Origin of the sequence: Streptomyces sp. NPDC047880, assembly GCF_040706515.1 — a bacterium.
GTDB lineage: Bacteria > Actinomycetota > Actinomycetes > Streptomycetales > Streptomycetaceae > Streptomyces.
In genome coordinates, this window is record NZ_JBEZOK010000013.1 from 125,027 (window position 1) to 136,912 (window position 11,886).

The 11,886-nt window shown below is 73.2% G+C and carries 11 protein-coding genes and 1 pseudogene; 2 read left to right on the plus strand and 10 right to left on the minus strand.

The genetic code is table 11. From position 1 onward, the window contains the following. Window positions 1-105: 105 nt before the first annotated feature. The 7 genes from pheT to infC all read right to left on the minus strand — a co-directional run bounded on the left by pheT (window position 106) and on the right by infC (window position 7,490). Window positions 106-2,619, minus strand: a complete 2,514-nt coding sequence (gene pheT, locus AB0937_RS20885; RefSeq protein WP_366713592.1) for a phenylalanine--tRNA ligase subunit beta — start codon at window positions 2,617-2,619, stop codon at window positions 106-108. Continuing rightward, window positions 2,619-3,746, minus strand: a complete 1,128-nt coding sequence (gene pheS / locus AB0937_RS20890) for a phenylalanine--tRNA ligase subunit alpha (protein ID WP_366713594.1) — start codon at window positions 3,744-3,746, stop codon at window positions 2,619-2,621. Before pheS ends, pheT begins: the two co-directional genes overlap by 1 nt. A gap of 165 nt (window positions 3,747-3,911) precedes the next feature. Next, complete coding sequence (locus tag AB0937_RS20895; RefSeq protein ID WP_366713595.1) at window positions 3,912-5,054, minus strand: ATP-binding protein; 1,143 nt, start codon at window positions 5,052-5,054, stop codon at window positions 3,912-3,914. A 53-nt stretch (window positions 5,055-5,107) separates the two neighbouring features. Continuing rightward, on the minus strand, window positions 5,108-5,968 hold the full coding sequence (locus tag AB0937_RS20900) for an RNA methyltransferase (protein ID WP_366713597.1): 861 nt from the start codon (window positions 5,966-5,968) through the stop codon (window positions 5,108-5,110). Window positions 5,969-6,054: 86 nt separating this feature from the next. Beyond that, window positions 6,055-6,438, minus strand: a complete 384-nt coding sequence (gene rplT, locus AB0937_RS20905) for a 50S ribosomal protein L20 (protein WP_010045263.1) — start codon at window positions 6,436-6,438, stop codon at window positions 6,055-6,057. A 98-nt stretch (window positions 6,439-6,536) separates the two neighbouring features. After that, window positions 6,537-6,731 (minus strand): 50S ribosomal protein L35, encoded by a 195-nt coding sequence (gene rpmI / locus AB0937_RS20910; RefSeq protein ID WP_003977225.1) that lies wholly within the window; start codon window positions 6,729-6,731, stop codon window positions 6,537-6,539. Between the two features lie 108 nt (window positions 6,732-6,839). Continuing rightward, window positions 6,840-7,490: a translation initiation factor IF-3 gene (infC, locus tag AB0937_RS20915; RefSeq protein ID WP_366713679.1), complete on the minus strand. Its 651-nt coding sequence runs from the start codon at window positions 7,488-7,490 to the stop codon at window positions 6,840-6,842. Between the two features lie 395 nt (window positions 7,491-7,885). Here infC and AB0937_RS20920 point away from each other — a divergent pair, with 395 nt between their 5' ends. Next, on the plus strand, window positions 7,886-8,242 hold the full coding sequence (locus tag AB0937_RS20920) for a DUF1844 domain-containing protein (RefSeq protein ID WP_062925865.1): 357 nt from the start codon (window positions 7,886-7,888) through the stop codon (window positions 8,240-8,242). Window positions 8,243-8,260: 18 nt separating this feature from the next. Here AB0937_RS20920 and AB0937_RS20925 read toward each other — a convergent pair whose 3' ends face one another. The 3 genes from AB0937_RS20925 to AB0937_RS20935 all read right to left on the minus strand — a co-directional run bounded on the left by AB0937_RS20925 (window position 8,261) and on the right by AB0937_RS20935 (window position 11,658). Beyond that, on the minus strand, window positions 8,261-8,989 hold the full coding sequence (locus AB0937_RS20925; protein WP_366713599.1) for an SseB family protein: 729 nt from the start codon (window positions 8,987-8,989) through the stop codon (window positions 8,261-8,263). 108 nt (window positions 8,990-9,097) lie between these two features. Beyond that, window positions 9,098-10,279 (minus strand): type VII secretion-associated serine protease mycosin, encoded by a 1,182-nt coding sequence (mycP, locus tag AB0937_RS20930; protein ID WP_366713680.1) that lies wholly within the window; start codon window positions 10,277-10,279, stop codon window positions 9,098-9,100. Window positions 10,280-10,302: 23 nt separating this feature from the next. Then, on the minus strand, window positions 10,303-11,658 hold the full coding sequence (locus AB0937_RS20935) for a hypothetical protein (protein ID WP_366713601.1): 1,356 nt from the start codon (window positions 11,656-11,658) through the stop codon (window positions 10,303-10,305). Window positions 11,659-11,671: 13 nt separating this feature from the next. Between AB0937_RS20935 and AB0937_RS20940 the strand changes: the two are divergent. Beyond that, a pseudogene (locus AB0937_RS20940) lies at window positions 11,672-11,886 on the plus strand (hypothetical protein); the annotation flags it as partial.

Genomic DNA, 11,886 nt, shown 5'->3' on the forward strand with positions numbered 1-11,886 from the left:
ACTCAAACGAGTGAGGTGACCCACCCCGTTCCTCGGGGCGCGGGGAACTGCGCGACGAGTCTCGGCGAAGCCGCACCCGGCGACGAAGCGCAGGCCCCCACGGCACTAACTCCGCAGCTCCGCGCCCACACGCTCGCCCGCGAGGGCCACCGCGGCGTCCCGGGCCGCGGACGCCTCGTCCACGGTCAGCGTCCGGTCGGTGGCACGGAACCGCAGCGCGTACGCCAGCGACTTGCGCCCCTCCCCCAGCTGCTCGGCGTTCTCGTACACGTCGAACAGCCGGATGGACTCCAGCAGCTCTCCGGCACCGTCCCGCAACGCCGCCTCGACGTCCGCGGCCGGCACGAACGCGTCGACCACCAGAGCGACATCCTGCGTGGCGACGGGGAACGCGGAGATCCGGGGCGCCGTGGCCGTGGCGTCACCGGCGGTCTCCACCGCGTCCAGGTCGATCTCCATGGCGCAGGTGCGCGCGGGCAGCCCGAGTGCCTTCACGACCCGCGGGTGCAACTCGCCCGCGTGCCCGACGACCCGCTCGGCACCGTCCACGGTGACCGCCAGCTCGGCGCACCGTCCGGGGTGCCACGGGCCGTACTGCCCCTTGCGGATGACGAGTTCGGCACCGGCCTCACGGGCGACGGTCCGTGCGGCCTCGACCGCGTCGGCCCAGTCGGCCGGACGGCCCTTGCCCCACCAGCCGGCCTGCTCGCGCGCCCCGGCGAGGACAACGGCGATGTGCCGCGGCTGCTCGGGCAGCGCCGCGTTCAGTTCGGCGAGCTCCTCGTCGGTCGGACGGCGGTCGACGGGCAGCACGGCCGCGACCCGCTGCTCCTCGCGCGGGCGGAAGACCAGACCGGACTCGAACAGCGCGAGGTCGTGCGAGCCCCGGCCGTCGTTGCGCCGCAGGGCGGCGAGCAGACCCGGCAGCAGCGACGTGCGCAGCGCGGGCTCCTCGTCGCTCAGCGGGTTGCTGAGCTTGACGACGCGGCGGGCCGGGTCGTCCTTCTCCAGGCCGAGCTGGTCGAAGACGTGCTCGCCGATGAACGGGTAGTTCAGCGCCTCGACGTACCCGGCACCGGCCAGGGCCCGGCCGACGCGCCGGTGCAGCCGCTGCCGGTCCGTCAGACCGAGGCCGGCCGGCGGCTTGGGCAGCGTGGAGGGCAGGTTCTCGTAGCCCTCCAGCCGGATGACCTCTTCGGCCAGGTCGTTCGGGTCGGTGAGGTCGGGCCGCCAGGACGGGACGGTGACGATCAGCTCGTCCTGCCCGTACACGTCGCAGCCGATCTCCTGGAGGCGGCGCACGACGGTCTCGCGGCCGTAGGCGACGCCCGCGACCTTGTCGGGGTGGTCGGCCGGGATGGCGATGGTGCGGGGCCCGGAGGGGGCGACGACCTCGGTGACGCCGGCCTCGGCGGTGCCGCCCGCGAGCAGGACCAGCAGGTCGACGGTGCGCTGCGCGGCGGCAGCGGCGGCCTGCGGGTCGACGCCGCGCTCGAAGCGCCGGGACGCCTCGGAGGACAGCTTGTGGCGGCGGGCGGTGCGCGCGATGGAGACCGCGTCGAAGTGCGCGGCCTCGATGACGACGTCCGCCGTGGCGTTCTCGACGTCGTCGTGGTCGGCGATCTCCGTGTTGGCGCCGCCCATGACGCCGGCGAGCCCGATCGGGCCACGGTCGTCGGTGATGACCAGGTCCTCGGCGTCCAGCGTGCGCTCGACACCGTCGAGGGTGGTGAGCTTCTCGCCCGCCTCGGCCCGGCGCACGCCGATCGTGCCCTGGACCAGTCCGCGGTCGTAGGCGTGCAGCGGCTGCCCGAGCTCCATCATCACGTAGTTGGTGACGTCGACGGCGAGGGAGATCGGGCGCATGCCGACCTTCTGCAGCCGGCGCTGGAGCCAGATCGGGGAGCGGGCCTCGGCGCTCAGACCGGTCACGGTGCGGGCGGTGAAGCGGTCGCAGCCGGTGGGGTCGGAGATCCGCACCGGGTAGCCGTAGGCGTTCGGGGCGGGCACGTCGATCAGGGCCGGGTCGCGCAGCGGCAGGCCGTAGGCGATGGCGGTCTCGCGGGCCACGCCGCGCAGCGACAGGCAGTAGCCGCGGTCGGGCGTGACGGCGATGTCGAGGACCTCGTCGACCAGTTCCAGCAGCTCGACGGCGTCCTTGCCGATCTCGGTCTCCGGCGGCAGGACGATGATGCCCTTGGTGCCGTCGTCGCCCATGTTCAGCTCGTCGCTGGAGCAGATCATGCCGCGCGACATCCGGCCGTAGGTCTTGCGCTCGGCGATCTGGAAGTCGCCGGGCAGGACGGCACCGGGCAGGGCCACGACGACCTTGTCGCCGACGGCGAAGTTGCGGGCGCCGCAGATGATCTCCTGGGGCTCGCCGGTGCCGTTGGCCTGGCCGACGTCGACGGTGCAGAAGCGGATCGGCTTCTTGAACTCCGTCAGCTCCTCGATCGTCGCCACCTGGCCGACGACCAGCGGACCCTTGAGGTCGGCGCCGAGCTGCTCGACGGTCTCGACCTCCAGACCGGCCGAAATGAGCTTGGCCTGCACGTCGCGACCGGTCTCCGTCTCCGGCAGGTCGACGTACTCCCGCAGCCAAGAAAGCGGGACCCGCATCAGATCTCCATCCCGAACGGCCGGGTGAACCGGACGTCACCCTCGACCATGTCTCGCATGTCTTCGACGTTGTGGCGGAACATCAGCATCCGCTCGATGCCGAACCCGAAGGCGAACCCGCTGTACTTCTCGGGGTCGACGCCGCAGGCGGTGAGCACCCGCGGGTTGACCATGCCGCAGCCGCCGAGCTCGATCCAGCCCTCGGAGGAGCAGGTGCGGCAGGGGCGGTCGGCGTTGCCGATGGACTCGCCCTTGCAGACGTAGCAGAGCATGTCCATCTCGGCGCTGGGCTCGGTGAACGGGAAGTAGTTCGGTCGCAGCCGGGTCTTCATGTCCTCACCGAACAGGGCCTGGACCATGTGGTCCAGGGTGCCCTTGAGGTCGGCCATCGTCAGGCCCTCGTCCACCGCCAGCAGCTCGATCTGGTGGAAGACGGGCGTGTGCGTGGCGTCGAGTTCGTCGGTGCGGAACACGCGGCCGGGGCAGACGATGTAGACCGGCAGCTCACGGTCGAGCAGGGCACGGGCCTGCACCGGGGAGGTGTGCGTGCGCAGCACGACGCCGGAGCCGGACTCGTCGGTGCCCTTGGGGCCCTGCACGAAGAAGGTGTCCTGCATCTGCCGGGCCGGGTGGTCGGGCAGGAAGTTCAGGGCGTCGAAGTTGAACCACTCCGCCTCGGCCTCGGGGCCCTCGGCGATCTCGTAGCCCATGGCCACGAAGACGTCCGCGACCCGCTCCATCATGGTGGTCAGCGGGTGCCGGGCGCCGGACGGTACGCGGTCGTAGGGCAGCGTGACGTCCACCGCCTCCTCGACGAGCACGCGCGCGTCCCGCTCGGCCTCGAGCTCCGTCTGGCGAGCGGCGAGGGCCTTGTTCACGGCACCGCGGGCCTGGCCGACGCGCTTGCCGGCCTCGGCCTTGGCGTGCGGGGGCAGGGCGCCGATCTCGCGGTTGGCGAGGGCCAGCGGGGAGGTGGGGCCGGTCTGGGCGACCTTGGCCTCGTGGAGCGCTTCGAGGGAGTCCGCGGCGGCGAAGGCGGCGAGCGCCTCGTCCCGCATGCGCTCGATCTCTTCCGGTTTCAACGTCTCGACCTCGACAGGGTCGTACGACTTATTCGGTGCCGACATCTCTTCCCGTGCTTCCGATTGGCTGGCTGGAGGTCCCCGTCTCCGACTCGGACGGCCGCCTGAAGGGACACAAAGGTGCCAATGGCCGAGTCTAACGGGGTGGAGGGTCCCTCTCGGACGCCCGGTCCGAGCGGGACCCTCAGGTACAGGAATGCGCCCGCGGGCTCAGGCGAGATAGGCCGGAGCGCTCACGGGCAACGTAAATCGGAACTCGGCGCCGGCGCCGGGGGCGCGGCCGACCGTGATGGTGCCGCCGTGGGCCTCGACGATGCCCTTGACGATGTAGAGCCCGAGGCCCGTCCCGCCGCGCTTGCTGCCCCGCCAGAAGCGGGTGAAGACGCGGTTCATGGACTCCTCCGGGATGCCGGGCCCCTCGTCGCTCACCGTGACCGACGTGCCGGTGTCCTCGCCCTCACGGGGGGACGCCGTGGCCGTGACGTCGATCGTGACAGTTCCCTCGCCGTGCCGCACGGCATTTTCCAGCAGGTTGCTGAGCACCTGGTCGATCTTGTCGGGGTCGGCCCACAGGTCGGGCAGCGGCTGCTGGACGCGCAGCAGGAACCGGTCGGCGGGCTGCCCGGCAGCGACGTAGGCCTGGATGTGCCGTCCGACGGCGGCGCCGATGTCGACGGGCTGGCGGCGCACCTCCAGGCGGCCGGAGTCGATCCGGGAGATGTCGAGCAGCTCGGCGATGAGCCGGGTGACCCGGTCGGCGTCGGCGTCGACGGTCTCCAGCATCAGCCGCTTCTGGTCGTCGGTGAAGCGTTCCCACTTGGCGAGCAGGGTGGCGGTGAAGCCCTTGACGGAGGTCAGCGGGGAGCGCAGTTCGTGGGCGACGGTGGCGATCAGCTCGGCGTGGCTGCGCTCGGTGCGGCGGCGGGCCTCGGTGTCGCGCAGGGTGACGACCAGGCGCCGGACGGGTCCGGTGGGCCGGGTGCGGACGTAGCGCGCGCAGACCAGCACCTCGCGGCCGCCGGGCAGGAGCAGGTTGCGCTCGGGCTGTCCGACGCGGATGGCGAGCCCGCCGTAGGGGTCGGTCAGCTGCCACCAGCGGCGGCCCTCGAGGTCCTCTAACGGCAGGGCCTTCTCCAGGCGCTGCCCGAGGGCGTCCCGGGCGCGGACGGCGGTGATGCGCTCGGCGGCCGCGTTGAAGCAGATGACACGGCCCTGCTCGTCGGCGACGACGAGCCCGTCGGGCAGCTGGTCGGGGTCGATGCCGAGGCCGGCGTGGTCACCGGGCGGCCGGGACGCGGCGGGCGGGTTCCCGGCGTCCTGGGCTCCCGGTGCGCTGCTCGTGCCGACGCTCATCCCCGTACCCCACCTCCAAGGCTCCGCAGAGGGGTCCTGAGCTGGTCACCCTACTAGTTCCCGGTGACGGAGCGGCACCCTCCGGAGGCGCGCTGTGCACGCGCCGACGCATAGAGACATACGGCGGCGGCGGTGGCGAGGTTCAGGCTCTCGGCCTTCCCGTGGATCGGGACGCGCACGACGGCGTCCGTGAGGGCGCGGGTCTCCTCCGGGAGCCCCCAGGCCTCGTTGCCGAAGACCCAGGCGGTGGGTCCGCCCATGGTGCCCTTGTCGAGCTCGTCGTCGAGGTCGCGGTCGCCGGCCCCGTCGGCGGCGAGGATCCGGACACCGGCGTCCCGCAGTCCGTCCACGGCCTGCCCCACGGGGACGCCGACGGCGACGGGCAGGTGGAACAGCGAGCCGACGGAGGCGCGGACGGCCTTGGGGTTGTACACGTCGACGGAGGCGTCGGTCAGCACGACGGCCTCGGCGCCCGCGGCGTCGGCGCAGCGCAGCACGGTACCGGCGTTGCCGGGGTCGCGGACGTTGGCGAGCAGGGCGACGAGCCGGGGCCGGGCCGCGAGGATCTCCTCGAACGGCGTGTCCAGGAACCGGCAGACGCCGACGAGGCCCTGCGGGGTGACGGTGGTGGAGATGTCGGCGACGACCTGCTCGGCGGCGAGGTGCACGCGGGCACCGGCGTCCCGGGCGGCCCCCACGATGTCGGCGTGGCGCTCTGCGGCGTCCAGCGTCGTGAACAGCTCCACGAGCGTGGCCCCGGCGTCGGTGCGGTGCCCCGCGGCCTCGCGCACGGCCTGCGGCCCCTCGGCCAGGAACAGCCGGTCCTTCCCCCGGAAATTCCGCTTGGCCAGCCGCCGCGCGGCCAGGACGCGGGGTGAGCGGGGGGAGATGAGCTCGGGGGTGGCAGGGGGCATCTGTTCGCTTTCTCGGTTGCTGCACAGCAGGACCCGCAGACCGTCCGGCCTGCGGGTCCTTCAGTCACATCGGCTTCGAGCCGGCGTCACGCAGCCTTCGGCGCGTTCACGTCGCTCGGCAGCGCCTTCTGGGCGACCTCGACGAGGGCGGCGAACGCACCGGCGTCGTTGACGGCCAGCTCGGCCAGGATCTTGCGGTCGACCTCGATGTTGGCGGCCTTCAGACCCTGGATGAAGCGGTTGTAGGTCATGCCGTTGGCGCGGGCAGCGGCGTTGATGCGCTGGATCCACAGCTGACGGAAGTCACCCTTGCGCTTCTTGCGGTCGTTGTAGTTGTAGACCAGCGAGTGGGTGACCTGCTCCTTGGCCTTGCGGTACAGGCGCGAGCGCTGACCGCGGTAGCCGGAGGCCTGCTCGAGGATCGCCCGGCGCTTCTTGTGGGCGTTGACTGCCCGCTTGACGCGTGCCACTTGTTAACTCCTTGTAGCGGGGTCGTGGGGGTGCTCACACGACCCGAAATCGATTGGGTCCCGGTCTGACGTACGTCCGGCGCTCACGCGCCCGGACGTCACTTGCCGAGAAGCTTCTTGATCTTCGCGGCGTCGCCCGGGGCCATCTCGGCGTTGCCGGTGAGGCGACGCGTCACACGGGACGACTTGTGCTCGAGCAGGTGGCGCTTGCCGGCGCGCTCGCGCAGCACCTTGCCGGAGCCGGTGATCTTGAAGCGCTTGCTGGCACCGCTGTGCGACTTGTTCTTCGGCATAGCGCCGTTCTCTCCTCGTCGGTGGCGCTCCGGTGCCCGGTCGTGAAACCGGGCACAGGTGGAGCGTCGTCTTGTATCGGTTGCTTCCTGGGACTGGCGTCCCGGGAGTCACGCCTCGGCGGGCTCCTCGGCGGGCTCTTCAGCCGGCGCCTCGTGCTCCGCGGCGTTCTGCGACTTGCCGGGGTTGGCCTTCGCTTCCGCCTTGCGGGCTTCCTGCGCCTGGCGAGCCTCGGCCATCGCCTCGGTCTTCTTCTTGTGCGGACCGAGAACCATGATCATGTTCCGGCCGTCCTGCTTCGGGTTCGACTCGACGAAACCGAGGTCCTGGACGTCCTCCGCGAGACGCTGCAGCAGTCGGTAGCCCAGCTCGGGACGGGACTGCTCGCGACCACGGAACATGATCGTGATCTTGACCTTGTCGCCCTGCTTGAGGAACCGGACGACGTGACCCTTCTTGGTGTCATAGTCGTGCGGGTCGATCTTCGGCCGGAGCTTCATCTCCTTGATGACCGTGTGCGCCTGGTTCTTGCGCGCCTCACGGGCCTTCATGGCCGACTCGTACTTGAACTTCCCGTAGTCCATGAGCTTGCACACGGGCGGACGGGCGTTCGCCGCGACCTCGACCAGGTCCAGGTCGTACTCCTGCGCAAGCTCCAGTGCCTTGGCCAGGGGGACGATGCCCACCTGCTCGCCACTGGGACCGACAAGTCGCACCTCGGGAACGCGAATCCGGTCGTTGATGCGGGGCTCGGCGCTGATGGATCCTCCTCGGTAGCACCACGCGACGGTCTGGCGGACGGCCGCGTAACGTCTTGTATCGACAGACCTAACCGCGCCGAAGCAACAAAAATGCCCCGGACGATCCCAGGCGGGGCTCCTCGAACTACCGGAGCACCGCCGCGGGGAGCCGCGGGGCGCACTTTCGGACGGATCGCCGCCGCTGGGGCGGGACCGCCTGACCGGTGACCCGCCGCCCTGAGGGTGATCGGGTGGGAGTTCGAAAGCCTCCACTTGTGGGTCGGTCTCGTGGGCTGTGTGGCACACGTGTCCGACCGGTCGTTACACGAGATTACCAGCAGTGGCCGGGAACGGCCAATTGGGACGGGCCGGGGTCACGTGGGGGCCGGCCGCTCCCTGCGCCTATCGTGTGGGGCATGAGTGAGACCCCTCCTGAGTCCCCCGACTTCGACGCCATGGCCCGTGACATCGCCGAGGTCCCGGCGGTCGAGGTGATCGTGACGGTCGCCGTCAACCTGATGAGCGCCGCCGCCGTGAAGCTCGGCCTGACCGAGGAGGGCGAGAAGCACAAGGACCTGGACGAGGCCCGCAAGCTGGTGCACGCCCTGGCCGGTCTGCTGGACGCCACCGCGACCGAGATCAGCTCCTTCCACGCGGCTCCCCTGCGCGACGGCCTGAAGTCGCTGCAGCTGGCGTTCCGCGAGGCTTCGCTCGTCCCGGACGAGCCGGGCCAGGGCCCGGGCGAGAAGTACACGGGTCCGGTCTACGGCTAGGTCGTGTCCGGGCGCATCTCAGCGCACGAACAGGGGCTCGCCCGGGGGCGTCGCCTCGGCCGGCAGAAGTGCCAGGTCGAGGCCGCGCACCAGGCGGGCCCTCAGTGTTTCGTCGGCGGCGAGCCGCCGGGCGACCGCGCGGGCGGCTTCGGCCGGGGCCGCGGACGGGTCCAGGACCAGGGCCAGGGTGCCGTCGGCCTGCCCGGGGCCGAGGTGGGCGCGCAGCACGGCCGGCTCGGCGGCGACGGCGTCCCGTACCGCCCCGACGACGGCCGGGTCGGCGAGCGGGTCGGTGCTCGCGCGGCCCTCGGCGAGGGCGAGCAGGGCGGGGCCGGTCAGCTCGAAGGGCACCGGTCCGGCCAGGTCGAGCACGATCGTGTCGGCCTTCTCGTGCGCGGCCGCCTGGAGGGCCTGGTGCAGCGGTACGGCGACGGGGCGGGCCTGCGGATCCCAGCGGGCGAGGGAGTCCGTGGAGGTGAAGGCGGGCAGGGCGGTGCGGTCGCCGGCCTTGAGGGTGGGCACGGCCATGTCGCTGGTCTTCTCTCGGCGCAGCCCGTTCTCGTCCTCCTCGACCTCGCCGAGCACCGCCACGACGGGCACGAGCAGCCGGGCGTCCTTGAGGGCGGCGAGGACCCGGCCCAGCGCGCCCCGGTCCTCCGACCAGGCGGCGAGAGCCGCGCTCAGCCGGGGGTCGGCGGAGCCGTCGTCGTCGGAGAAGCCGGAGTCCGGGATGTTCTTGTTCGCCACGGTCGTCGAGCCTATCGGGAGCGGGAGGCGGTCCTCGCCCGGCCCCGGGGCACCTCGCGGGTACGGCGGCGGGGGACGCGACGAAGTGCCGGGGCCGGTGCCGTGGCGCTAGAAGATGGTGTGGTCCTCGCGCCGTCCGCGCCATACGACCACCGCCGCGGCCAGGAGGACGCCGCCGGTGCCGCCCGCGAGCCAGGCGGCCCAGCCGGACGGGCCGTCGTCCGGCCCCGGCCCGTCGGGGCCCGGGCCGAAGTACTCCGCTCCGTACGCCGCCGGCTTCAGCTCTTTCGGCTCGATACGGGCAGCCTGCCGGATGGCGGCCGCCGGGTCGATGAAGCCGTAGCCCCGGGAGTCGTCCCGGCCGCCGGTGGGGGCGTTGCGGGCGGTGTCCTCCAGGAGGGACTTGATCTGGGCCGGTTTCAGGCCGGGGTGGGCCGCCTTGACCAGGGCCACGGCGCCGGAGACGAAGGCGGCGGCGGCGCTGGTGCCCCAGCCCTCGTAGTACTTGTGGTCGGGGTCGGCGATGACGACGTCGACGCCCGGCGCGCTGACGGTGGCGTACCAGCGGCGGGTGGAGAAGGAGGCGCGGGTTCCGGCGCGGTCGACGGCGGTGGCGGCGATGACGCCCGGGTAGGCGGCCGGGTAGGAGATGTGGTCCCCCTTCTCGCCGCCGTTGCCCGCGGAGGCGACGACGGCCACGCCCTTGTCCAGGGCGTACTGGATGGCCTGGTCCTCGGTGGGTTCGGGGTGGGCGGAGGCGGAGTCGTCGCCGAGGGAGAGGTTGATGACGTCGGCGCCGTGGTCGGCGGCCCAGCGGATGCCCTCGGCGAGGGCGTTGCCGCGGGTGCTGCGGGCCTTGGCCCGGGAGGGGTCGCCGTCCTCCAGGATCACGCGGACGGGGAGGATCTTCGCCTCGGGGGCGATGCCGATGACGCCGTCGGCGTCGCCCGGGCCGTGCCCGTGGCCGGCGATGATCCCGGCCATGGCGGTGCCGTGGCGGGCCCAGGCGCGGTCCCCGGGCTCGGCGCCGAAGCGGACCAGGTCCTTGCCGGGGAGGACGTTTCCGTCGAGGTCGGGGTGGTCGGCCTCGACGCCGGTGTCCAGGACGGCGACGGTGATGCCGCGGCCCTTCGTGGTCTGCCAGGCCTCCTGGGTGTGCATGGCGTCCAGGGCCCACTGCTGGGCGCGGATGCCGTCGGCCCGGGCGGTGGCGGCGGGGAGGAGGACCAGACCGGCCGTGAGCAAAGCGCAGAGGATGGTGGCCGTCCGGGACGGCGTGCGCGGGCGTATCCGGGCCGGGGGGTGCGCGGCGGTCACGAGGGCTGCTCCGAGGCCGAGCGGACGTTCTTGCGGAAGTCGCGTTCGACGCGGTCGGCGAGGCCCTGGGCCTCGTTGCCGAGGCCGGCCTGGGCGGCGGCGGTGGTGGCGTCGGCCTCCCTGGCGTCCCCGGCGGGCTGCGGGTCGTCGACGGTACGGCCGTCGGCCCAGCCGGAGACGGCGTACACGACGACGGGGGCCTCGGTGAGCACGGAGACGGTCCAGGAGGCGCGCTGCCGGGCGCCGAAGTCCGCGGCCGGTGTGCCCTTCGCCGCGTACGGCAGGGGCATCAGGTCGTTGCGGCGGTCCAGGCGTTCCTTGCGGAAACGGTTCGCGAGGGCGGTCATGCCGGGGGCGTCGGCCGTGGTGAAGAGCAGGCCGACGGTGGTCACGTAGCTCTCGGTGGCGTCGGTGTAGGTGGCGCGCAGCAGGCGTTCGCAGCCGGCGGGCGCGAGGGCCTTGCGCAGCAGCGGGTCGAAGGCGCCCTTGCAGCCGGCGTCCGGGGCGACGGCGATCCGGGTCCAGGTGCGGTCCGCTCCGCCGGGGCCGGCGCCCCGGCCCTGCACGGTGGGCGGGAACAGCTGGTCGACCGGGACGCGGTGCCAGAGGCTTCCGGCGGCGGCGAAGGTGCTGGGCGAGCCCTCAGCGCCGGAGTCCCCGACGAGCCAACTGCCGGTGGCCGCGCCCGAGATGAGGCCGAGGCCGAGCACGAGGCAGACGGCGGCCGCGGCGGCCCGGGGTGCCGTGCGCCGTCCGAGCGGGCGGGGCCGTGCGTCAGCGTCGTAGCCCTCGGGCTCGCCGAACGACACCAGGGGGCGCGTGGCGCTCCAGGACAGTGCGGGGTCGGGGGCGGGGGTGCGGGGTGGTGCGGAGGGGGCGGGCCGCCCGTCCGGCGCCGGGGGCACGCGCAGGCCCCGCCCGGGGGTGGTGCCCGGGTCGGCGCCGGCCGGTACGGACGGCTCGTGGGCGGGGCGCGGCGGGGTGGTGGGGCGCGCGGGGCCGGGGCGGGCCGCCTCCGTCGTCCGCGCGGCGGGGCGGCCGGAGGGTGCCGCGGGCTCGTCCGGTGCCGGGTCTGCGGGGAGCAGGCGTGCCGGCGTCTCGGACGAGCTCTCGCCGGGGGTGCCGGTGCGGCGGGGTGTGGGGAGGCGGAACGGCCGGCCGGCCGACTCCGCGGGCGCCCCGGCCGAGGCGTCCGGGCGGCCGGGCGCGGAGAGGCGGAAGGGCCTGCCGGTCGTCTCCGGCGGGGCCCCCGCGGAGGACTCCGGTGCGGGGAGGTGACGCGGCCGTGGAGGGGCGGAGTCCGATGCCGGGGAGGTGGAGACCCTGTTCGGCTCGGGGCGAGCTCCACCCACGACACCGGACGCCGTGTGCGACTCCGGCCGGGTGGAAGGCCTGCCCGGCTCGGGACGAACCCCGCCCACGACACCGGACGGCGAGTGCGACTCCGGCCGGGTGGAAGGCCTGCCCGGCTCGGGACGAACCCCGCCCACGACACCGGACGCCGTGTGCGACTCCGGCCGGGTGGAAGGCCTGCCCGGCTCGGGACGAACCCCGCCCACGACACCGGACGGCGAGTGCGA